Source organism: Pseudomonas sp. SWRI50, assembly GCF_014269095.1.
Lineage (GTDB): Bacteria > Pseudomonadota > Gammaproteobacteria > Pseudomonadales > Pseudomonadaceae > Aquipseudomonas > Aquipseudomonas kermanshahensis.
This window is the reverse complement of sequence record NZ_JABWRW010000001.1, coordinates 370,565-392,186: the sequence shown is the minus strand read 5'-3', so window position 1 is coordinate 392,186 and position 21,622 is coordinate 370,565. Positions and strand designations below refer to the sequence as shown.

Below are 21,622 nucleotides of genomic sequence, written 5' to 3'. Positions count from 1 at the left end.
TAGGATACGCGGCATTTCTGGAGGACCCATGGTCGAGCACGATTTCCGCTACACCCTTTTCAACCCGCAACACACCCTGATCGAGTGCCGCGCCCTGGTACCCGGCCGCTATCAGGTGACCGGCAACGGCGGTTCGATGCACAAGGGCGACACGCTGTTGGTGACCCTCAAGGGCAGCAAGGACTTGTCCATGCGACTGACCGTGGAAAGCGTGCGTCACCTGATCAACCCGCGCGGCCAGTGGGTTGCCGTGGCCAGCGGCCCGGTGTTCAGCGAACTGGAAATCCTCACCTGGCAGGTCGAGTGCGACCAGTGCGACGCCGTGCTGGACTTCGAGTTCGCAGTCGATGCCAAGCTGGGCAAAAAAGCCCGCCAGCCGGCGGCCAGCGCCCGTATCGCGGAGCTGGGCTGGGCCAGCCGTGGCGAGAAGCACCTGTGCCCGCGTTGCCAGGAGAGCGCTGAGTGAAAAAGCTGCTGACCGGCGTGCTGATTGCCACCGGCCTGCTCGGCTGCGCCGCGCAACCGTCAAAGCTGCAGCAGGAGCGCAGCTATGTACTGGAGTGGATTGGCGAACGCCCGCTGATCGATTACAGCCACCTTACCCTGACCCTGGCCAGCGATGGCCGCGCTTATGGCAATGGCGGCTGCAACCATTGGTTTGCCCCGTATACGCTGGAAGGCAAGCACCTGAGCTTCGGCAAGGTCGGCAAGACCCGCAAGCTGTGCGCGCCGGCATTGATGGAACAGGAAAAACGCTTCCTGCAGGCGCTGGAGACGGTACAACGCTGGGATGTCTCGCCCGTGGAGCAGATACGCTTCTGGCCGGCCGAGGGCAAGCCGCTGCGGTTCTGGCCTGAAGAAGGTTGAGGACTGCCGGGGCCGCTCTGCGGCCCTTCGCGGCACAAGGCCGCTCCTACAGGTAACCGCGTACGCTGGGATGACGCGGTCACCTGTAGGAGCGGCCTTGTGCCGCGAAGGGCTGCAAAGCAGCCCCAACTGGCATCATGCGCCCTTCAGGGCCTTGATCTTGGCCTGCAGCCCTTCCAGGGTCTGCTCACCCATCAGTTGCTCACGCACCTTGCCCTTGTCATCGATGATGTAGGTCACCGGCAGCGCCTCGCTGCGGGGCAGCTCGTAACGCTCGGCCGGGTCCTGCGCCAGCACGGTAAAGCCGATGCCCAGGGTGTCCGCCGCCTGCTTAAGGTCCTGGCCCTGCAAGCCATCGAAGTTCACCCCGACCACCTTGATCCCCTCGGCCGCCCATTGCTTGGCCGCCGCATTCAACTCAGGGATTTCGGTACGGCACGGTCCGCACCATTCGGCCCAATAGTTGAGCACTACCCAGTGCCCCTCGATCTGCTCGGCCTTTACCGTATTGCCGTGTTGGTCCACGCCGTAGTCGGCACCGCAACCACCGAGCAACAGGCCCGCGGTGATGGCCAGTACTGCTGCCAAACGCCTTGCCATGGGTCAATCCTTCTCGAAGTTTCAAGCAAATGGTTCAGTCGCTGCGGTTAGAATAGCCGCCACACCCAGCTGGATGCGACCCGACATGACTGACCTGACGCTCTATCATAACCCGCGCTGCTCGAAATCCCGCGGCGCGCTGGAACTGCTCGAAGCACGCGGCCTGGCGCCGACCATCGTGCGCTACCTCGAAACCCCGCCAGACACCGCCACCCTGACGGCCCTGCTCGGCAAGCTGGGCATCGCCCCGCGCCAGCTGCTGCGCACCGGCGAAGACGAATACAAAGACCTGAACCTGGCCAACCCGGCCCTGACCGACGCGCAATTGATCGACGCCATGGCCCAACACCCCAAGCTGATCGAGCGGCCGATTCTGGTGGCCGGCGATAAAGCCGTGATTGGCCGCCCTCCCGAGAAGGTGCTGGAGATCCTGCCGTGAGCCAGCCCTTCATCCTGGTTTTGTATTACAGCCGCCATGGCGCCACCAGCGAAATGGCCCGGCACATTGCCCGCGGTGTCGAGATGGCCGGTATGGAGGCGCGCCTGCGCACCGTGCCGGCGATTTCCACTGAGTGCGAAGCTGTGGCCCCGGACATCCCGGCCAGTGGCGCGCTGTACGCCACCCTCGACGAGCTGCGCCATTGCGCCGGCCTGGTGCTGGGCAGCCCGACCCGCTTCGGCAACATGGCCGCGCCCCTCAAGTACTTCCTCGACGGCACCAGCAGCCTGTGGCTGGGTGGCGAACTGGTGGGCAAGCCCGCCGGAGTGTTCACCTCCACCGCCAGCCTGCATGGTGGCCAGGAAACCACCCTGCTGTCGATGATGCTGCCGCTGATGCACCACGGCATGCTGGTGATGGGCCTGCCCTACAGCGAATCGGCCTTGCTCGAAACCCGCGGCGGCGGCACACCGTATGGCGCCAGCCACCACGCCGGCGCCGATGGCAAGCGCGAGCTCGACCCCCACGAAATCACCCTGTGCCGTGCCCTCGGCCAACGCCTGGCGAGCACCGCCAAGGCCCTGGAGGCCGCGCGTGGCTAAAAAGCCCAAGGTGTTGCCGCCGCTGCAATGGCTGGCACCGCGCCTGCGCCTGACGCGGGCACTGAGCCTGGCGTTTTTCTTTGGCCTGATCGCGTTGCTGGTGGTGAACAACCTGTGGTTCGCCAACCTGCACGGGGCGCGCGTCGAAGTGATTCTGGCGATCGAACTGGTGCCGCTGCTGTTGCTGCTGCCGGGCATGCTGAAGGGCAGCGCCCGGGCGCATGCCTGGGCCTGCTTTGTGGTGAATATCTATTTCATCAAGGGCGTGCTGGCGGCGTTCGACCCGGCACGGGCGCTGTTTGGCTGGGTCGAGGTGGTGGTAAGCCTGGGGTTGTTCATCAGCGCGCTGCTGTTTGTGCGCTGGAAGTTCCAGCATGAGCGGCGCATGGCGGGCGAAGGGAGTTGATTCAGGGGGCTGCTTTGCAGCCCCTTCGCGGGACAAGCCCGCTCCCACAGAGACCGCGTCGCCCCGACAATCTCAGTGGTTGACGGTATGCGCCAGCATCACCGAAAGCTGGCACAGGGGTCGCCCACTCTCGGCATGCCACTGGTTGAACGCCTGCTGCACCAACGCCAGGTCACGCTGGCTGGTCGGCTGTTTGTCGATCACTTTTTGCGCAATCAACGCTGCCGCCATATCCTCGGTCGGGATAAACGTGTCCTTGCCGACCATGCGCAAGAACCGCGGCGCCGATAGGCCACCCAGCTGGTTGCCATGCTTGGCCAGGTACTTCCACAGGCCGACGATATCGGTCACCGGCCAATCGGCGATGAACGCACCGAAACTGCCCTTTTCCTTCGCCACATCCAGCACCATCTGCGCATTGCGCGGCACGCTCTTGAGCTTGCCCAAGTGGCGGATGATGCGCTCGTCCTGCATCAACCGCTCCAAGTGCTCGGCGCTCATCAGCACCACTTTCTCCGGGTCGAAACCGAAGAACACCTGCTCGAACGCCGGCCACTTGGCATCTACCAGGCTGTGCTTGAGCCCGGCGCGGAACACACGCAGGGCCAGGGTCGACAGGTAGCGGTCGTCGCTGATGTCGCGCAGTTGCGCAGGCGTGCGTGGCTGCGGCAGAAAGGCCTCGAGGGCCTGGGCCGAGCCGAAGCGGTTCAGGCAGTACTCATGCAGCCACTGATAATCGCGCATGGGGTCAGATGTTCAGCACATCGAGGAAACGCGGCGTGGCGTTTTCGTCGATCTTCAGGCTGGTGAAGTCGAACAGGTTGCGGTCTGCCAACTGCGACGGCGCGACGTTCTGCAGCGCGCGGAAGATGCTCTCGGTACGGCCCGGGTGTTTGCGCTCCCACTCCACCAGCATGTCCTTGACCACCTGGCGCTGCAGGTTCTCTTGCGAGCCGCACAGGTTGCACGGGATGATCGGGAATTCACGCATGTCCGAGTAGGCCTGGATGTCCTTCTCGCTGCAGTAGGCCAACGGGCGAATCACCACGTTACGGCCATCGTCGGCACGCAGCTTGGGCGGCATGCCCTTGAGCGAGCCGTTGAAGAACATGTTGAGGAAGAACGTCTCGACGATGTCGTCGCGGTGGTGCCCCAGGGCCATCTTGGTCGCGCCGATTTCGTCGGCGAAGGTGTACAGGGTGCCACGGCGCAGGCGCGAGCACAGCGAGCAGGTGGTCTTGCCCTCGGGCACCAGTTCCTTGACCACCGAGTAGGTGTCTTTCTCGACGATGTGGTACTCGACGCCCAACTCCTTGAGGTAGGCCGGCAGCACGTGCTCGGGGAAGCCCGGCTGCTTCTGGTCCATGTTCACCGCCACGATCTCGAACTTGATCGGTGCCACCTTCTGCAGGTGCAACAGAACGTCGAGCATGGTGTAGCTGTCCTTGCCGCCGGACAGGCAGACCATGACCTTGTCGCCATCCTCGATCATGTTGAAGTCGGTGATGGCTTCGCCGGCGAGACGACGCAGGCGTTTTTGCAGTTTGTTCTGGTTGACCGAGAGGGTGCCCATAGCGCTTGGATCCGCGAGGTGTGACAAAAGCCGGCTATTTTACGCACAAACTACGCGGCGCTGTAGGCATTCCGATAAAGACTTCGTTGTAATCAACAGCACGCCTGACAGCGCAATTTGCTCTAAAAAGCACGGTTTGTGCCGGTAACCGCTTCCTATACTGCGACATAAGGCCATATTACCGCTTGCATCGGTGTTCGGGCCTCGGGCCGCTTGCGCTCCATCTGGGGGGCGTTTGGCAACATTGAGAGGAGTGATCGGCATGATTCATCACGTTGTGGGGCTGTTTACCCATCCCGATCAGGAGTGGCGGGAGATTCGTGGCGAAGAAGAAACCATCAGCCACATGTACCTGACGCACACCTTGATCCTGGCGGCGATCCCTGCCGTTTCCGCATTCATCGGTACTACCCAGGTGGGCTGGGTGATTGGCGACCGGCCGGCAGTGATGCTGACCATGGAAAGCGCAATCTGGATGAGCATCATGTCCTACCTGGCGATGCTCGCCGGGGTGGCGGTGATGGGCGCGTTCATCCACTGGATGGCCCGCACCTACGATGCCAACCCCTCCATGGCGCAGTGCATTGCCTTTGCCACCTACACCGCCACCCCGTTGTTCCTTGGCGGCTTGGCAGCCCTTTACCCGCACCTGTGGCTGGGCATGCTGATCGGCACTGCAGCCATTTGTTATACCGTGTACCTGCTGTATGTCGGCTTGCCGACGTTCATGAACATTCCGTCCGATGAAGGCTTCCTGTTTTCCAGCTCGGTGCTGGCGGTGGGCCTTGTGGTGCTGGTAGCGATCATGGCCGCTACCGTGATCATCTGGGGACTGGGCGTGGGGCCCGTCTATACCAACTAGCGCGATAACTACACAGAACCAACACTGGGGCATCAAGTCAGAGGCCGCCGCAAGGCGGCTTCTGGCTGTGTGCTGACCGGTGGCTCGGCAAGCCGCCAGGGCTTGCGGCATAATGCCTGGTCAGGAGAATTACCCCGCCATGCCCGAGCTGCTCAAACAACGCGTCGAAACCTGTTACCAGCAAGCCGAAACCTTCTTCAAACGCCCCTTCCCGCGCCCGGAAATCAGCTTCAAGCTGCGCGGCCAGAAGGCCGGCGTCGCTCACCTGCACGAGAACCTGCTGCGCTTCAACCTGCAGTTGTACCGCGAAAACCAAGAGGACTTCCTGCGCCAGACCGTGGCCCACGAGGTGGCGCACCTGGTGGCTCACCAACTGTTTGGCGAGCGCATCCAGGCCCATGGCGAGGAATGGCAATTGATCATGCGCGGGGTGTATGAATTGCCGCCCAACCGCTGCCATAACTACGCAGTGCAACGGCGGGTGGTCACGCGCTACATCTACCGCTGCCCCTGCCCGCAGAGCGACTTTCCGTTTACTGCGCAGCGGCACAAGCTGGTGCGCCAGGGGCGGCGCTACCTGTGCAGGCGGTGTCGGGCGATATTGGAATACAGCGGCGAGACGCGTGTCGAATAGGCCAGACAGGCCAAGGGGGCCGCTGCGCGGCCCATCGCAGGCAAGCCAGCTCCTACAGGTATGTGCGATCCTGTAGGAGCTGGCTTGCCTGCGATGGGCTGCGCAGCAGCCCCAATTCCAGCTGATGAACCTTAATGGCGGGTTACTTCTCGACGAAGGCGCGCTCGATCAGGTAGTCACCCGGCTCGCGCATGCGGGCAGAGACTTTCAGGCCGAAGCTGTCGAGCACTTCGCTGGTTTCGTCCAGCATGCTTGGGCTACCGCAGATCATCGCACGGTCATCCTGCGGGTTGATCGGCGGCAGGCCGATGTCGCTGAACAGCTTGCCGCTGCGCATCAGGTCGGTCAGGCGGCCCTGGTTCTCGAACGGCTCGCGGGTCACGGTCGGGTAGTAGATCAGCTTGTCACGCACCGACTCACCGAAGAACTCGTTCTGCGGCAGGTGCTCGGTGATGAACTCGCGATAGGCCACTTCGTTCACGTAACGCACGCCGTGAACGAGGATCACTTTTTCGAAGCGCTCGTAGGTTTCCGGGTCCTGGATGACGCTCATGAACGGCGCCAGGCCAGTGCCGGTGCTCAGCAGGTACAGGTGCTTGCCCGGGTTCAGGTCGTCGAGGACCAGGGTGCCGGTAGGCTTCTTGCTGATGATGATCTCGTCGCCTTCCTTCAGGTGCTGCAACTGGGAAGTCAGCGGGCCGTCCGGCACCTTGATGCTGAAGAATTCCAGGTGTTCTTCCCAGTTCGGCGAGGCGATGGAATAGGCGCGCATGAGCGGGCGGCCGCTTTCCTGCTGCAGGCCGATCATCACGAACTGACCGTTCTCGAAGCGCAGGCCCGGATCACGGGTGCACTTGAAGCTGAACAGGGTGTCGTTCCAGTGGTGCACACTGAGGACACGTTCGTGGTTCATGTTGCTCATCGATGGGGCTCCTGAAGAAAGACGCAGCGCGCGCAAGACGCGCAGTTGCGCGATAGTTTAGGGGCAGCGACAATATCTGTTAACTGAATTATCAAGATATGTGTTATCGGTTATATAGATATGCGATTCACTCTCCGTCAGCTTCAGGTGTTCGTCGCCGTAGCCCAGCATCAAAGCGTCTCTCGGGCCGCTGGCCTGCTTGCGCTCTCGCAGTCGGCCGCCAGCACGTCCATCACCGAACTCGAGCGCCAATCCAGCTGCCAGCTGTTCGATCGCGCCGGTAAACGCCTGAGCCTGAACGCCCTGGGCCATCAGCTGCTGCCACAGGCTGTCGCCCTGCTCGACCAGGCCAAGGAAATCGAAGACCTGCTCAACGGCAAGTCCGCCTTCGGCTCGCTGGCGGTGGGCGCCACGCTGACCATCGGCAACTACCTGGCGACCCTGCTGATCGGCAGCTTCATGCAGGTGCACCCGGAAAGCCAGGTCAAGCTGCATGTGCAGAACACTGCGCATATTGTGCAACAGGTCGCCCATTACGAAATTGATCTGGGTCTGATCGAAGGTGATTGCAACCACCCGGACCTGGAGGTTCAGCCTTGGGTCGAAGACGAGCTGGTCGTGTTCTGCGCGCCCCAGCACCCACTGGCAACGCTGGGCAGCGCGAACATTCAGACGTTGTCGCAGGAGGCCTGGATCCTTCGCGAGCAAGGCTCCGGCACGCGCCTGACCTTTGACCAAGCCATGCGCCACCACCGCGCCAACCTCAACATTCGCCTGGAGCTCGAACACACCGAGGCCATCAAGCGTGCAGTGGAATCTGGCCTGGGCATCGGCTGCATTTCGCGCCTGGCCCTGCGCGATGCCTTCCGCCGCGGCAGCCTGGTACCGGTCGAAACCCCGGAGCTGGACCTGATGCGTCAGTTCTATTTCATTTGGCACAAGCAGAAGTACCAGACCTCGGCCATGCGCGAGTTTCTGGAGCTATGCCGCAACTTCACCGCGGGCTTCACCCGCAGTGATGAGATTGTGCTACCGCCTATTGCCTAGAGCAGAATCACGCCCCAGACCAGCGCAACCATGGTGAGCGCCACCAACTGCGCGGCGCTGCCCATGTCCTTGGCGTTTTTCGACAAGGGGTGACGCTCAAGCGAAATACGGTCGATGGCAGCCTCTACCGCCGAGTTGAAAAGCTCGACGATCAAGCCCAGCAGGCACACCGCGATCATGATCGCCCGCTCCGCGCGGCTGACCGGCAGCCAGAAGGCGGTCGGGATCAGCAGCACATTGAGCAGTACCAGCTGACGGAACGCGGCCTCGCCCTTGAAGGCGACGCGCAAGCCGTCCAGCGAATAGCCGGCGGCGTTGAAGATACGTTTGAGGCCGGTCTGGCCTTTGAATGGCGACATGTGCGTCACTTCACCGATGAAAGGCCGGCAGACTAGTCCAGCTGGGGTCAAAAAAGCGTGAAGAAGCAGCCAGTTAGTGGCTTGCAACCGATTCAAGTTGTTGCAGAAGCAAGGCCGCCTGGGTGCGGGTGCGCACGCCCAGCTTGCGGAAAATCGCCGTCACGTGGGCCTTGATGGTGGCCTCCGAGACACTCAGCTCATAGGCGATCTGCTTGTTCAGCAAACCTTCGCAGACCATGGTCAGCACGCGGAACTGCTGCGGCGTGAGGCTGGCCAGCCCTTCGCTGGCCGCTTTGGCTTCAGCCGAAACGTCGACTTTCTCGAAGGCTTGCGGCGGCCACCAGACCTCACCGTCCAACACCTTGCGCACGGCGTCCTGAATCACTTCCAGCGGGCTGGATTTGGGAATGAAACCACTGGCACCAAACTCGCGGGACTTCACCACGACGGCGGCCTCTTCCTGCGCCGACACCATGACCACGGGGATCTGCGGGTATTGCCCACGCAGCAGGACCAGCCCGGAGAACCCGTAGGCGCCCGGCATGTTCAGGTCCAGCAGGACCAGATCCCAGTCGGCTTTTTCGCTCAGTCGGGTTTCCAGTTCGGCAATGCTCGCCACTTCAACCAAGCGTACATCGGCGCCAAGGCCGAGGGTAACAGCCTGGCGCAGGGCGCCACGAAACAGTGGGTGGTCATCGGCAATCAGGATTTCGTAAGTGGCCATCGATCTAAGGATCCTGTTCTGTGCCAGGCGCTGCGGGGTAGTAAGGGCGCTTGGCGGAAAGGCACGGCGAAGTCCGGGGTAACGGCACCTTCGGCGTGCCCGAATCGGCGCCAAGGATGCCGAGCACGGTCGGGGTGGTCAAGCCAATTGCCCTGCCGCACTCGCCCACCCTGGCTGCCAGCCCCGACATTATGAACCAAACCGGCCCGACTGCCCCTTGGACTATAGGAAGGTATGCAAACGCTGATGCGCGTCGTCCTGTTCATCCAGCGGCAAATGCCGCTTAGCGCTCAGGTAGTGCAGGCTGAACACGTCCAGGTAAGCGTCCAGGGCCTGGGAGGCGCGCTGGTCGCCGGCCAGCTCCAGGCACATGGCCGCCACTTCCGCCGTGCAGAAGTGATCGTCACGTTTGGAACGGCGCAGGCGGTAGCGCGACATCTGCTCGGCCTCCAGGCTCAACACCGGGAAGCGGTCCAGGTAGGGGCTCTTGCGGAACATCTTGCGCGCCTCGGTCCAGGTGGCGTCGAGCAGGATGAACAACGGCCGCTTGCCGGGTTCGCGCACCACCTCGTTGACCACCCGCTCCTGGGCAACGAACTCGCCAGGGAAGACGATATAGGGCTGCCAGTGGGGCTGTTCGAGCAGCGCCAGCAGGTTGTCGTCCACCGCAGTACGCTGCCAGCCGAAGGCCGAGGTGTCCTCGACCAGGTCGGCGATCAGCCAACCGGTGTTGGTCGGCTTCAGTGGCTCGGTGTCGTGCATCAGCAGGCACACGCCCGACTCCGCCGGCACCCGGGGCTTCCAGGCGCACAGGCAATGGCTGGCAATGACCCGGCAATGCGGGCAACGGACGGCCCGTGAACCACGGGCAATGAACGGCTTGTTGCTGCGGGCCAGGCGTTCGGCGCGCAAGCGCGCTACCGCGTGGCTCATGCTGGCAGGCCTTTGAACAGGTTGAAAATGCACACTGCGACGGCTCGGATACACAAAACGCAAGTCTACCAGAGCAGGCGTCATTTGCCGTGCAGCGGGACGGGCTGGCCCCTTATAATCGACACTTTGGCGAGCCTGACGCGCGCAAAAGCGCGCATCAGGGAACGCCACCTGCCGGCGCATGTCAAACCGCCAGTCATTGAACCAGGAGAGATACATGCTGCGTCTTATCGTCCCGACCCTGAGCCTTTTGCTCACCCTGCCCCTGGCGGCCCAGGCGGCGTCCAAACAGGACTACGACCTGAACAAGATGCTGCAGAAGGTCGCTACGGAAAGCAGCGTCGGCACGCCGCGCGCCATCAACGAAGACATCCTCGACCAGGGTTATACCGTCGAAGGCAAGGCGCTGGTCAACCACCTGAGCGTGCGCCAGAGCCACGCCGAGCGCATGCAGGCAAACCCCGAGCAAGTACGCAGCCAGTTGGGCGACAGCGTCTGCCGTAACAGCGGCTTCCGCAACTTGATGTCCAAGGGCGCCGTCATGGTCTATCGCTTCACGGTCTACAAGACCAACCAGCCAGTCATGGACCAGGCATTTGACGCCGCCAGCTGCGTCGCTGGCAGCAAGAAGAAGTAAACCTAGACCACGGGGTGGTCATCAGGGGCGCGCCACTGCTCCTCCTCGGCATCGGCGCGCAACTCTGCCAGAAGCGCTTGCAGGTAGCGTGACTGGCACTCCAGCCCCGAAAGCCTTCGACGGCACTCTGCCTCAAGGCTCAGGTGATGCACCTGAGCTGCATGTTCCAGCTGCTGATACAACTGCCGGTCCACTTCGATGGTCAAGCGATGCATACCGCCACCTCCTGCATCGATACGATTCGCTTTCCCAGTTAATCAAACCCTCACCCCCATAGGCTGCGCGCCGACGAGCGGCGTTCGCCATCACTTCGGCACGATCAGGCGCAACGGTCTAGATTGATAGCGAGAGCGCCAAAAACGCCCAGATGGATTTTTGCCACTGCACCATGGCCTTGAAGGCCTACTGCAACGCTCGGGATACACACTCGAGCCTGAGCAGCCAGCGACGCACGCAGTGTCGCGGCCGGGACACACCATCGACCCGGTCAGAGGTTTTGCTGCAGAAGGAGACGTTGAATGCCTTACCAACCCAACGAGCTGTTGTTCAATCACTTCAGGGACAACAACATCGACCTGAGCAAGATTGACGAACAGCTGCAACTGGTTGCACCAAACAGCCCCAACTTGCCGCTGTACCGGGACATGATGCTGACCATCCTGCGCATGGCCCACGACGACACGGATCGCTGGAGCGCCAAGATCACCCTGCAGGCGCTGCGCGAGCTTGATCATTCATTCCGCGCCCTGGAGCGCTACAAGGGCCGTCGCAAGGTCACGGTGTTCGGCTCGGCCCGAACCCCGCTGGAACACCCGATGTACGCCTTGGCCCGTGAACTGGGCGCCACCCTGGCACGCTCCGACCTGATGGTCATCACCGGCGCTGGCGGCGGCATCATGGCGGCGGCGCATGAAGGGGCCGGCAGCGATCACAGCCTGGGCTTCAACATCACCCTGCCCTTTGAACAGCATGCCAACCCCACGGTGGACGGCACCGACAAACTGCTGCCGTTCCACTTCTTCTTCATTCGCAAGTTGTTCTTCGTCAAGGAGGCTGATGGGCTGGTGCTCTGCCCTGGCGGCTTCGGCACGCTGGATGAAGCACTCGAAGTGCTCACGCTGATACAGACCGGCAAGAGCCCGCTGGTGCCGGTGGTGTTGCTTGACTCACCCGGGGGCACCTTCTGGCGCGACTGCCTCGATTTCATCAGCCGTCAGCTCGAAGAAAACCGCTACATCCTGCCCAGCGACCTCAAGCTGGTGCGCCTGGTGCACAGCGCCGATGAGGCGGTGGAGGAAATCAACCAGTTCTACAGCAACTACCACTCCAGCCGCTGGCTGAAAAACCAATTCGTGATCCGCATGCATCACCCGCTCAGCGAGGCGGCGCTGTACGACATCCAGGAGGGCTTCGCCGATTTGCGCCTGAGCGGCAAATACCACCAGCACGCCGACAGCGGCGCGGAACACGAGGTGGGTAATTTCAGCCATCTGACTCGGTTGTCGTTCGCCTTCAACGGCCGCGACCAGGGCCGCCTGCGCGAACTGGTGGACTTTATCAACCTGCCAGAGAACTGGGCCAAGCCTCAGCCTATGCACACGACTCAGCGGGCCAGGGAGGCGTTGAAGGTTAGTTGAGGCTTACAGCTACCTTGTGGGAGCGGGCTTGTCCCGCGAATGGGGCTACGCGGTGCATGGCACCGGCTTCGCCGGTGTTCGCGGGGCAAGCCCGCTCCCACGTGCGTCAATTTTTAGAAATTGCGCAAGACAGTTGCTCCCACCCGAACTGTGTAACCTCCAAGTCTAGCGGCGCACCTGTGGGGACTGGCGTGCCCTCGTTCACCGGCGAAGCCGGCTCTCACACCGTTTTAGTAGTCGTCGAGATCCCGACCACTGAGCAGGCGGCCGATCATTTCCAGGGAGAACCCACGGTAGGCAAGGAATCGGGTTTGCTGGGCACGGCTGCGGGGGTCATGCGGGCGTTGCCCGGCAAACTTGCGTTGCCAGACATCCATCAAACGCTGTGCCCAATCCACACCGCTTTCCCGTAACGCCTGATCGATATCGCCACGGTCCAGGCCACGCTGGCCCAGTTCTTCGCGTATACGCGCAGGACCATAGCCGGAATTGGAGCGGTACCTGATGAAGCTTTCAAGGTAGCGGGCTTCGCTGAGCAGCCCTTCTTCGGCGAGCCGATCGAGCTCAGGCTCGATCATCTCATCCAGAGCGCCTCGCTGACGCAGTTTGCGCGTCAGCTCGACGCGACCATGCTCGCGTCGCGCGAGCAGGTCCATGGCTGTCCGCCGAATGGCGACGGGGGTGTCGAGTACGGCGGACATAGTCGCTATCTACAACAGTGATCAATAACCGGCGTCGGCATCAGCCACGTCGTCGGCACTGGCTTCGGCAGCGGCAGCCTTGCCCGCTTCGGCGGCAGCACCGGCTTTGAGCAGCTTCTCGCGGATCTGCTTCTCGATCTCGGCACCAATGGCCGGGTTCTCAGCCAGGTACTTGGCGGCGTTGGCTTTGCCTTGGCCAATCTTGTTGCCCTGGTAGGCGTACCAGGCACCGGATTTCTCCACCAGCCCCTGAGAAACACCCAGGTCGATGATTTCGCCGTTGCGGTAGATACCCTTGCCGTAGAGGATCTGGAACTCGGCCTGACGGAACGGCGGCGAGACCTTGTTCTTGACGATCTTGACGCGGGTTTCGCTGCCGACCACTTCGTCGCCTTCCTTGACCGCGCCGGTACGGCGGATGTCCAGGCGCACAGAGGCGTAGAACTTCAGGGCGTTACCGCCGGTGGTGGTTTCCGGGCTGCCGAACATCACGCCGATCTTCATACGGATCTGGTTGATGAAGATGACCAGGCAGTTGGCGTTCTTGATGTTACCGGTGATCTTGCGCAGCGCTTGGGACATCAGACGAGCCTGCAGGCCCACGTGCATGTCACCCATCTCGCCTTCGATCTCGGCCTTGGGCACCAGGGCTGCCACGGAGTCGACGATGATCACGTCGACCGCGTTGGAGCGCACCAGCATGTCGGTGATTTCCAGCGCCTGCTCACCGGTGTCTGGCTGCGACACCAGCAGGTCGTCGACATTGACGCCCAGCTTGCCGGCGTATTCCGGGTCAAGGGCATGCTCGGCGTCGACGAAGGCGCAGGTGGCGCCATTCTTCTGGGCTTCGGCGATGACCGACAGGGTCAGCGTGGTTTTACCCGAGGACTCCGGGCCGTAGATTTCGACGATACGGCCTTTTGGCAGGCCGCCAATGCCGAGGGCGATGTCCAGGCCCAGGGAACCGGTGGAGATAGCCGGGATGCCGGTGCGCTCGTGGTCGCCCATGCGCATGACTGCGCCTTTGCCGAATTGGCGTTCGATCTGACCCAGGGCCGCAGCCAAGGCGCGTTTCTTGTTGTCGTCCATTGAAACCCTCACGTGTTCGACTTGGCCCTGATGGCCGGAATACCTGTATAAGTAGCCAGTATTATTCCACAGCGAAGCGCGCGCGCAAACCCCTGTCGTCGATTTACTCGGCACCAAGCTGTAACAAGCCGTCTAACGCGGCGATCACCGTTTGTCGGCGCACCGCATCACGGTCGCCGTCGAACTGGCGGCGCTCGCTGAAGACACGGCTGCCATCGGCCCAGGCCAGCCACACGGTACCCACCGGTTTTGCCGGCGAGCCACCGTCCGGCCCGGCCACACCGCTCACCGCCACCGCAAAGCGCGCGCCGCTGGCCGCCTGCGCCCCGCGGGCCATGGCTTCGACCACCTCCTGGCTGACCGCCCCCACCTGGCCGAACAGTGCCGCGGGCACCCCCAGCTGGCGGGTCTTCTGGGCATTGGAGTAGGTCACGTATCCGGCCTCGAACCAGGCCGAACTGCCGGGGATGCGGGTAATGGCCTCGGCGATGCCACCGCCCGTGCAGGATTCGGCGGTGGTCACCTGGGCATTGAAGCGGCGCAGGTGCTCGCCCAGGCGGGCGGAAAGTGCGGTGATCGGGTCCATGTCAGGCTCCTTGAAGACTGCGCACTACCCTACCACCCCATGCGCGGCGCGGCTTCAGGAAACCTTCAGGCTATCGCGGGCAATGGCGCTGAACGCACGCTCGTCGCGCCGCCCAAGACGCGGTAGGCCGGCTGGCCAGCCCTGGGTCCAGTCCAGGCCACGCAAATGGCGCATGTCCTCAATCGCCGAACGCCACCAGACCACCTTGCAGGCGCGCTGGTAATCGTCGCGGCCGATGACACTGCCATATAAGAGCTTGCGGCCGACACCCCGGAGCTCTGGGGGCACGCGCGTAAGGCTCCACTTGACCGAAAGGCGGTTGAGCCAGGATGGCACCGGGCGATGCGCAGGCACCTTCAAGGCCAGGCCAGGCATCTTCGGCGTAAAGCGCTCGCCGTGGCGGGCGAAGAAAATCTCCAGAATGGCGTGGATGTACTGCTTCATCGCAAAGTAGTGGCTGATCACGCCACGCGCCTGGTTGATCTGCACGCCCTGCAACTCGAACGAAAAGGCGATCTGCTCGATGGTGTGCAACTCACGGGCGTAAGGCGTCCATGCATCGATGCGCTGGATGGCCCGTTCGGCAATGCCGGCATTCTCACGGGTGAAGCCCAGGACACCGCTGTTGCACAGCCGCAGGTCGTCGCTCGGCACTGCGCCCGCACGCGCAAGCCCTGCGCTGAAGCCGAGGTAGTCCTCACGGTGCGACGCCTCGGCCCAGCGCATCTCGACCTCGTCCACCAGGTACTGCCCGGCATCCACCTGGCCAAACAGCTTCAGCGGTGACTGCAGGAACACCGTGTCGGTGTCGATGAACACTGTCTTGTCCGCCCACTGCCCAGCTTGCGCAATGGCGCAGGCCTTGCGCCGATGGGTGTAGCCGCCCTCCCCGGTCCAGGCCTGCAGGGTCGCGTCATCCAGCGCGATCACCTCTACCGGCCAACCGGCGAATGCCTGCGGCTGGTCGGTCAACACACGAATCACCGGCAGCTCCGCCGGCTTGCAGCGCGCCAGGGCGGTGAGGATGCTGAGCTTGGCTTCCAGCTGGTAAATCCGCCGATCACCGTATAGGAGGTAGATCAGTTGCTGCTTTACATAAGGGATACGGCTGGACAGGTTCATCACTACGTCACGGCTAGGGGCATTCAAAAAGGCCGCGCATTCTAGTGCAGTCAAGGACGAAGCTCCATGATGGCCCGCCGAACTGCGCGCACATGCCCCACTGCGGCCGCCTGCATCTGGATGAAAAAGCCTGTACCATTGCCGGTTTTACCATCGCCAACCAGATCACCCGCTGTAAGGCCCTGAATGTCAGATCTCTCCGCACACACCCCGATGATGCAGCAGTACTGGAAGCTGAAAAACCAGCACCCGGACCAGCTGATGTTCTACCGCATGGGCGATTTCTACGAGATCTTCTACGAAGATGCGAAGAAAGCCGCAAAACTGCTGGATATCACCCTGACCGCGCGCGGCCAGTCGGCCGGCCAGTCCATCCCCATGTGCGGCATTCCGTTCCATTCGCTGGAAGGCTACCTGGCCAAACTGGTCAAGCTCGGCGAATCGGTGGTGATCTGCGAACAGATTGGCGACCCGGCAACCAGCAAGGGCCCGGTAGAGCGCCAGGTGGTGCGCATCATCACCCCCGGCACGGTCAGCGACGAAGCACTGCTCGACGAGCGCCGCGACAACCTGATTGCCGCGCTGCTGGGCGATGAACGCCTGTTTGGCCTGGCGGTGCTGGACATCACCAGTGGCAACTTCGGCGTGCAAGAGATCAAAGGCTGGGAAAACCTGCTGGCCGAGCTCGACCGCCTCAACCCGGTCGAACTGCTGATCCCCGACGACTGGCCACGCGACCTGCCGGCCGAAAAACGCCCTGGTGCGCGCCGCCGCGCCCCGTGGGACTTCGACCGCGATTCGGCGCGCAAGGCCCTGTGCCAGCAATTCGCGACCAAGGACCTCAAAGGCTTTGGCTGCGACAAGCTGACCCTGGCCATCGGCGCCGCCGGCTGCCTGCTGACCTACGCCAAGGAAACCCAGCGCACTGCTCTGCCGCACCTGCGCAGCCTGCGCCACGAGCGCCTGGACGACACGGTCATCCTGGATGGCGCCAGCCGCCGCAACCTGGAGCTGGACGTTAACCTGGCGGGCGGGCGCGACAATACCCTGCAGTCGGTGATCGACCGCTGCCAGACCGCCATGGCCAGCCGCTTGCTGACCCGCTGGCTGAACCGCCCACTGCGTGACCTCAAGGTCCTGCAGGCGCGCCAGGATTCGATCCGTTGCCTGCTCGACGGCTACCGTTTCGAAAAACTGCAGCCGCAGCTCAAGGAAATTGGCGATATCGAGCGGATCCTCGCCCGTATCGGCCTGCGCAATGCCCGCCCACGCGACCTCGCACGCCTGCGTGATGCCCTCGGCGCCCTGCCCGAGCTGCAAAACGCCATGGCCGAGCTGGAAGCCCCGCACCTGGCGCGCCTGGCCGCCATTACCGGCACCTACCCAGAGCTGGCCAGCCTGCTGGAGCGGGCGATCATCGACAACCCGCCCGCGGTAATCCGTGACGGCGGCGTGCTCAAGGCCGGCTACGACAATGAGCTGGACGAGTTGCTGGCGATCAGCGAGAACGCTGGCCAGTTCCTGATCGACCTGGAAGCCCGTGAAAAAGCCCGTACCGGCCTGGCCAATCTCAAGGTCGGCTACAACCGCGTGCATGGCTACTTCATCGAGCTGCCGACCAAGCAGGCCGAACAAGCCCCGGGCGACTACATTCGCCGCCAGACCCTCAAGGGTGCGGAGCGCTTCATCACCCCAGAGCTCAAGGCGTTCGAGGACAAGGCACTGTCGGCCAAGAGCCGCGCCCTGGCCCGCGAGAAGATGCTTTACGATGCCCTGCTCGAAACCCTGATCAGCCACCTGGCACCGCTGCAAGACAGCGCTGCCGCCCTGGCCGAACTGGACGTGCTGAGCAACCTCGCCGAGCGAGCCCTGAACCTCGACCTGAACTGCCCTCGCTTCGTCGACGAGCCGTGCTTGCGCATCGACCAGGGCCGTCACCCGGTGGTCGAGCAGGTGCTGACCACGCCGTTCGTGGCCAACGACCTGAACCTGGACAACAGCACCCGCATGCTGATCATTACCGGCCCGAACATGGGCGGTAAATCTACCTACATGCGCCAGACCGCCTTGATCGTGCTGATGGCGCACATCGGCAGTTTCGTGCCGGCAGCCCAGTGCGAGCTGTCGCTGGTCGACCGCATCTTCACCCGCATCGGCTCCAGTGACGACCTGGCCGGCGGGCGCTCGACCTTCATGGTCGAGATGAGTGAAACCGCCAACATTCTGCACAACGCCACCGACCGCAGCCTGGTGCTGATGGACGAAGTCGGCCGCGGCACCAGCACCTTCGACGGCCTGTCGCTGGCCTGGGCCGCCGCCGAGCGCCTGGCCCAGTTGCGTGCTTACACGCTGTTCGCCACGCACTACTTCGAGCTCACTGTACTGCCGGAAAACGAGCCGTTAGTGGCCAACGTGCACCTGAACGCCACCGAGCACAACGAGCGCATCGTCTTCCTGCACCATGTGCTGCCAGGCCCTGCCAGCCAAAGCTACGGCCTGGCCGTGGCACAACTGGCCGGCGTGCCCACCCCGGTCATTCAGCGCGCCCGCGAGCACCTGGGCCGCCTGGAAACCGCGAGCCTGCCGCACGAGCAGCCGCTGGGCAAGCAGGCCAAGGATGAGCCACACGTCCCGCACCAGAGCGATCTGTTCGCCAGCCTGCCGCACCCGGCCATCGAGAAGCTGGGTAAGCTGAACCTGGACGACATGACCCCGCGCCAAGCTATCGAAATGCTATATCAACTAAAGAACCTGTTATAACGGCGCCCACTACAAGCTGGTAGAATCCGCCGCGGTTTGCTGGTGCTGCAGGTTATTAGCCTGGCCTGCAGCCACATACCCGTAAACCGCGCGGCCCCGAGAGGAAGGGCCGCCGCCGTCGCCTGAGGAGAGAACTAGAAATGACCTTCGTCGTCACCGACAACTGCATCAAATGCAAATACACCGACTGCGTGGAAGTCTGTCCGGTGGACTGCTTCTACGAAGGCCCGAACTTCCTGGTCATCCACCCGGACGAGTGCATCGACTGCGCACTGTGCGAGCCGGAATGCCCAGCGCAAGCCATCTTCTCGGAAGACGAAGTGCCATCGGGCATGGAAAACTTCATCGAGCTGAACGCCGAACTGGCGGAAATCTGGCCAAACATCACCGAGCGTAAGGACGCCCTGCCGGACGCTGAAGCGTGGGATGGCAAGACTGGCAAGATTGCAGATCTGGAGCGCTGATAGCGCGCGGATACGAAAAAGGCCCATTCGGGCCTTTTTTCATTTTCAGCAGGCAAAAAAAAGGGGCGGTATGACCCGCCCACATTTTTTTCCGTAGTCCCTGATTGTCCCAAACATCATCCTGATGAAATCGCTTCTTGCGATGTCCTTGGCCTTCTCCCTGAAAGCCTGTGCATGTCCGTGTGCACAGTTCGAATACTAGCGACTTCAGCGGGCGAGACAACCGAGGCACCTCTCAAGATATTACCGCGGACACTTTTCCTCACATCCAAATAATCCATGATTTTCAGTAAGTTAGGATTACGGCAGAGCTGAAAACGACAATGATTTACTGTTGGTTGCATAGATAGCTTACAAAACAAGTAAGCGATCTCTTACACCCGATGTTACTGGGGTGGCGCGGTACACAAATGCTGGATGGCAAATCTGGCTTCTGACCTGCGCATCCCCCTGTAGGAGCAGCCTTGTGCTGCGAAGAGGCCGGTGACCCCACCGCGAATTTGCACTGTTGCCACCGGCCTCTTCGCAGCACAAGGCTGCTCCTACAGGGAGGCGCGTTATTCTGCGCTGCACCGCGCACACAAAAACGCCCCGAGGCTATCGGGGCGTCTTATGCTGGCGAACAGCTTGTTACTGGAACAACGACTCGCTAGACAGGCCATTCTTCTCGAGGATCTCGCGCAAGCGCTTGAGCCCCTCTACCTGGATCTGCCGCACACGCTCACGCGTCAGGCCGATCTCCAGGCCAACATCTTCCAGGGTGCTGCTCTCATGCCCACGCAGGCCAAAGCGGCGCACCACCACCTCACGCTGCTTGTCGGTCAGCTCACCCAGCCACTGATCGATGCTCTGCGACAGGTCGTCGTCCTGCAGCAGCTCACACGGGTCGGTCGGGCGGTCATCGGTAAGGGTATCGAGCAGGGTCTTGTCCGAGTCCGGCCCGAGCGAAACATCCACCGAAGACACCCGCTCGTTCAGCCCCAGCATCCGCTTGACCTCAGCGACAGGCTTCTCCAGCAGGGTGGCGATTTCTTCTGGCGAGGGCTCGTGATCAAGCTTCTGGGTCAGCTCCCGCGCAGCGCGCAGGTAGACGTTGAGCTCCTTGACCACGTGGATCGGCAGGCGAATGGTACGGGTCTGGTTCATGATCGCCCGTTCGATGGTCTGGCGAATCCACCAGGTCGCATAGGTCGAGAACCGGAAACCACGTTCCGGGTCGAATTTCTCGACCGCACGGATCAACCCCAGGTTGCCCTCCTCGATCAGGTCGAGCAACGACAGGCCACGATTCACGTAACGACGGGCAATTTTCACAACCAGGCGCAGGTTGCTTTCGATCATGCGCTTGCGGCCGGCGGGGTCGCCTTTTTGCGACAGGCGCGCAAAATGCACTTCCTCTTCTGGCGACAGCAGAGGCGAGAATCCAATCTCATTGAGGTACAACTGAGTAGCATCAAGTGCCCGAGTGTAATCGATGTACTTGTGCTGCTTGAGCGAAGAGCCGGTCTTGGCCCTTGTCCGAACCGAAGATACAGCAGGTTCGTCTGACACCACATCCGTTTCCAAAACGATGCCCGTCTCCATCAGGAGGACGTCATCGTCGATGTCAAACTCCGGCGCTTCTTTATTGAGAGCCATTGTTATAGTCCTTTGCTGAGTTCGAACTCAGACTCGAGCGGCACCTGTATCCCTGGCAGCGCTGGAGCCTGTCCCCTCTACATCAGAGGAACAGGCCAGGTACAACAATCAACGACGTGGCAGGAACTGGAGCGGATCGACGGGTTTGCCCTGGCGGCGAATCTCGAAATGCAGCTTCACCCGATCAGTGCCCGTGGACCCCATTTCAGCAATCGACTGCCCAGCCTTGACCTGCTGCCCCTCCCGAACCAACAGCCTGCGGTTGTGACCGTAGGCACTGACGTAGGTATCGCTGTGCTTGATGATGATCAGCTCGCCGTAGCCCCGCAAGCCACTCCCGGCGTAGACCACTGCACCATCAGACGCAGCAAAAACAGGCTGTCCCAAATCACCGGCGATATCAATGCCTTTATTCAAACTACCGTTTGAAGCAAATTTTCCAATTAGCACGCCGTTGGCCGGCCAGGTCCAACCGCCTACCGCGCGCTCTGCGGCCGGCACGGTGGCGACCACTGGTGCACTGGTTGTCGGGGCCGTCGTAGCCGGCTTGGTGCTACCGCTCGGGGCGGTGCTGGTGCTACCAACGGGGCGACGAATGACCGTGGTTTTGCTCGAGGACGAAGGGTTGGATACCACCGTGGTGCTACCCGTGGCGCCGCTGCTGAAGCGAATCGGCTGGCCAGGGCGAATGGTGTAAGGCGCTGGAATGCCGTTGCGGGCGGCCAGCTCCTTGTAGTCCCAGCCGTAACGGAAGGCGATGGAGAACAACGTATCGCCCGGCTTTACGATGTACTGACCGGAAGTCACCGTCGGCCGCTTGGGCGCTGCATTGTTACGGTCGACCACCCGCGCGCTTGTCGAGCTGGTGCTGGAACAACCCGCCAGCAAGGTGCCCATGGCCAGTGCAATCACCAGAAGCTTGAAACCCGCCCATTCCTTGCGCTGCCGAATGACTGTGTGACCCACCCGCGCTCCCCTCATGGTGCCGAATACCGAAATAACGATAAGAAATGCAATATT

26 protein-coding genes are annotated in these 21,622 nt (G+C 62.2%); 12 read left to right on the top strand and 14 right to left on the bottom strand.

All coding sequences use genetic code 11. The annotated features are described in order from the left end of the window. Positions 1–28 precede the first annotated feature (28 nt). Together HU750_RS01860 and HU750_RS01855 are read left to right on the top strand one after the other, a co-directional pair. On the top strand, positions 29–466 hold the full coding sequence (locus HU750_RS01860; protein ID WP_027595843.1) for a hypothetical protein: 438 nt from the start codon (positions 29–31) through the stop codon (positions 464–466). Further along, entirely contained in the window at positions 463–867 is a 405-nt protein-coding gene (locus HU750_RS01855) for an META domain-containing protein (RefSeq protein ID WP_186676090.1), read from the top strand. Before HU750_RS01860 ends, HU750_RS01855 begins: the two co-directional genes overlap by 4 nt. A gap of 135 nt (positions 868–1,002) precedes the next feature. Here HU750_RS01855 and HU750_RS01850 read toward each other — a convergent pair whose 3' ends face one another. Beyond that, positions 1,003–1,467 carry a TlpA disulfide reductase family protein gene (locus tag HU750_RS01850; RefSeq protein ID WP_027595841.1) on the bottom strand — a complete coding sequence of 155 codons (465 nt, stop codon included), beginning with the start codon at positions 1,465–1,467 and terminating at the stop codon, positions 1,003–1,005. An 85-nt stretch (positions 1,468–1,552) separates the two neighbouring features. Between HU750_RS01850 and arsC the strand changes: the two genes are divergently transcribed. From arsC to HU750_RS01835, 3 genes are read left to right on the top strand one after another with little or no spacing between them, the layout of a single operon-like run. After that, positions 1,553–1,906 (top strand): arsenate reductase (glutaredoxin), encoded by a 354-nt coding sequence (arsC, locus tag HU750_RS01845; RefSeq protein WP_027595840.1) that lies wholly within the window; start codon positions 1,553–1,555, stop codon positions 1,904–1,906. Then, positions 1,903–2,508, top strand: a complete 606-nt coding sequence (gene wrbA / locus HU750_RS01840; protein ID WP_186676085.1) for an NAD(P)H:quinone oxidoreductase — start codon at positions 1,903–1,905, stop codon at positions 2,506–2,508. The genes arsC and wrbA overlap by 4 nt, the downstream gene beginning before the upstream one ends. Beyond that, complete coding sequence (locus tag HU750_RS01835) at positions 2,501–2,914, top strand: DUF2069 domain-containing protein (protein ID WP_186676081.1); 414 nt, start codon at positions 2,501–2,503, stop codon at positions 2,912–2,914. The genes wrbA and HU750_RS01835 overlap by 8 nt, the downstream gene beginning before the upstream one ends. A gap of 72 nt (positions 2,915–2,986) precedes the next feature. Here HU750_RS01835 and HU750_RS01830 read toward each other — a convergent pair whose 3' ends face one another. Together HU750_RS01830 and ttcA are read right to left on the bottom strand one after the other, a co-directional pair. Next, positions 2,987–3,658, bottom strand: a complete 672-nt coding sequence (locus tag HU750_RS01830) for a DNA-3-methyladenine glycosylase I (RefSeq protein WP_099428499.1) — start codon at positions 3,656–3,658, stop codon at positions 2,987–2,989. A 4-nt stretch (positions 3,659–3,662) separates the two neighbouring features. Further along, the gene (ttcA, locus tag HU750_RS01825) at positions 3,663–4,487 is read right to left on the bottom strand and encodes a tRNA 2-thiocytidine(32) synthetase TtcA (protein WP_027595836.1); all 825 of its coding nucleotides are present in this window, start codon (positions 4,485–4,487) and stop codon (positions 3,663–3,665) included. Between the two features lie 262 nt (positions 4,488–4,749). Between ttcA and HU750_RS01820 the strand changes: the two genes are divergently transcribed. Then, positions 4,750–5,349 (top strand): Yip1 family protein, encoded by a 600-nt coding sequence (locus HU750_RS01820; RefSeq protein WP_027595835.1) that lies wholly within the window; start codon positions 4,750–4,752, stop codon positions 5,347–5,349. A 139-nt stretch (positions 5,350–5,488) separates the two neighbouring features. Next, positions 5,489–5,983, top strand: coding sequence for a SprT family zinc-dependent metalloprotease (locus tag HU750_RS01815; RefSeq protein WP_027595834.1), 495 nt, complete (start codon positions 5,489–5,491; stop codon positions 5,981–5,983). A 142-nt stretch (positions 5,984–6,125) separates the two neighbouring features. On the opposite strand, the gene fpr is transcribed toward HU750_RS01815, so the two are convergent. Further along, entirely contained in the window at positions 6,126–6,905 is a 780-nt protein-coding gene (fpr, locus tag HU750_RS01810) for a ferredoxin-NADP reductase (RefSeq protein WP_016501130.1), read from the bottom strand. Between the two features lie 120 nt (positions 6,906–7,025). Here fpr and finR point away from each other — a divergent pair, with 120 nt between their 5' ends. Further along, positions 7,026–7,952, top strand: a complete 927-nt coding sequence (gene finR / locus HU750_RS01805) for a LysR family transcriptional regulator FinR (protein ID WP_027595833.1) — start codon at positions 7,026–7,028, stop codon at positions 7,950–7,952. On the opposite strand, the gene HU750_RS01800 is transcribed toward finR, so the two are convergent. From HU750_RS01800 to HU750_RS01790, 3 genes are all read right to left on the bottom strand, one after another. Beyond that, positions 7,949–8,311, bottom strand: a complete 363-nt coding sequence (locus HU750_RS01800) for a diacylglycerol kinase (RefSeq protein ID WP_186676078.1) — start codon at positions 8,309–8,311, stop codon at positions 7,949–7,951. The genes finR and HU750_RS01800 overlap by 4 nt on opposite strands. A 73-nt stretch (positions 8,312–8,384) precedes the next feature. Then, a complete protein-coding gene (gene erdR / locus HU750_RS01795; RefSeq protein WP_027595831.1) occupies positions 8,385–9,035 on the bottom strand; it encodes a response regulator transcription factor ErdR in 651 nt (216 codons plus the stop codon). A gap of 222 nt (positions 9,036–9,257) precedes the next feature. Continuing rightward, a complete protein-coding gene (locus tag HU750_RS01790; RefSeq protein WP_186676075.1) occupies positions 9,258–9,968 on the bottom strand; it encodes a tRNA-uridine aminocarboxypropyltransferase in 711 nt (236 codons plus the stop codon). 217 nt (positions 9,969–10,185) lie between these two features. Between HU750_RS01790 and HU750_RS01785 the strand changes: the two genes are divergently transcribed. Then, the gene (locus HU750_RS01785; RefSeq protein WP_027595829.1) at positions 10,186–10,605 is read left to right on the top strand and encodes a quorum-sensing-regulated virulence factor family protein; all 420 of its coding nucleotides are present in this window, start codon (positions 10,186–10,188) and stop codon (positions 10,603–10,605) included. 2 nt (positions 10,606–10,607) lie between these two features. Here the strand turns inward: HU750_RS01785 and HU750_RS01780 are convergent, their stop codons facing one another. Continuing rightward, positions 10,608–10,820, bottom strand: a complete 213-nt coding sequence (locus tag HU750_RS01780; RefSeq protein WP_085272754.1) for a hypothetical protein — start codon at positions 10,818–10,820, stop codon at positions 10,608–10,610. 303 nt (positions 10,821–11,123) lie between these two features. Between HU750_RS01780 and HU750_RS01775 the strand changes: the two genes are divergently transcribed. Next, on the top strand, positions 11,124–12,242 hold the full coding sequence (locus HU750_RS01775; protein WP_085272753.1) for an LOG family protein: 1,119 nt from the start codon (positions 11,124–11,126) through the stop codon (positions 12,240–12,242). A 230-nt stretch (positions 12,243–12,472) separates the two neighbouring features. Here the strand turns inward: HU750_RS01775 and recX are convergent, their stop codons facing one another. The 4 genes from recX to HU750_RS01755 all read right to left on the bottom strand — a co-directional run bounded on the left by recX (position 12,473) and on the right by HU750_RS01755 (position 15,794). Next, positions 12,473–12,943 carry a recombination regulator RecX gene (gene recX / locus HU750_RS01770; protein WP_027595826.1) on the bottom strand — a complete coding sequence of 157 codons (471 nt, stop codon included), beginning with the start codon at positions 12,941–12,943 and terminating at the stop codon, positions 12,473–12,475. Positions 12,944–12,964: 21 nt separating this feature from the next. Next, positions 12,965–14,032, bottom strand: coding sequence for a recombinase RecA (recA, locus tag HU750_RS01765; protein WP_027595825.1), 1,068 nt, complete (start codon positions 14,030–14,032; stop codon positions 12,965–12,967). Between the two features lie 103 nt (positions 14,033–14,135). Continuing rightward, the gene (locus HU750_RS01760) at positions 14,136–14,618 is read right to left on the bottom strand and encodes a CinA family protein (protein ID WP_085272752.1); all 483 of its coding nucleotides are present in this window, start codon (positions 14,616–14,618) and stop codon (positions 14,136–14,138) included. Between the two features lie 54 nt (positions 14,619–14,672). Continuing rightward, positions 14,673–15,794 (bottom strand): hypothetical protein, encoded by a 1,122-nt coding sequence (locus HU750_RS01755; protein ID WP_225935611.1) that lies wholly within the window; start codon positions 15,792–15,794, stop codon positions 14,673–14,675. Between the two features lie 132 nt (positions 15,795–15,926). On the opposite strand from HU750_RS01755, the gene mutS reads away from it, so the two are divergent. After that, positions 15,927–18,500 (top strand): DNA mismatch repair protein MutS, encoded by a 2,574-nt coding sequence (gene mutS / locus HU750_RS01750; RefSeq protein ID WP_186676070.1) that lies wholly within the window; start codon positions 15,927–15,929, stop codon positions 18,498–18,500. A 140-nt stretch (positions 18,501–18,640) separates the two neighbouring features. Next, positions 18,641–18,964, top strand: a complete 324-nt coding sequence (gene fdxA, locus HU750_RS01745; protein ID WP_186676057.1) for a ferredoxin FdxA — start codon at positions 18,641–18,643, stop codon at positions 18,962–18,964. A gap of 630 nt (positions 18,965–19,594) precedes the next feature. On the opposite strand, the gene rpoS is transcribed toward fdxA, so the two are convergent. After that, the gene (gene rpoS / locus HU750_RS01740) at positions 19,595–20,602 is read right to left on the bottom strand and encodes an RNA polymerase sigma factor RpoS (RefSeq protein ID WP_027595820.1); all 1,008 of its coding nucleotides are present in this window, start codon (positions 20,600–20,602) and stop codon (positions 19,595–19,597) included. A 108-nt stretch (positions 20,603–20,710) separates the two neighbouring features. Further along, on the bottom strand, positions 20,711–21,568 hold the full coding sequence (locus HU750_RS01735; RefSeq protein WP_186676047.1) for a peptidoglycan DD-metalloendopeptidase family protein: 858 nt from the start codon (positions 21,566–21,568) through the stop codon (positions 20,711–20,713). Between the last annotated feature and the right edge of the window lie 54 nt (positions 21,569–21,622).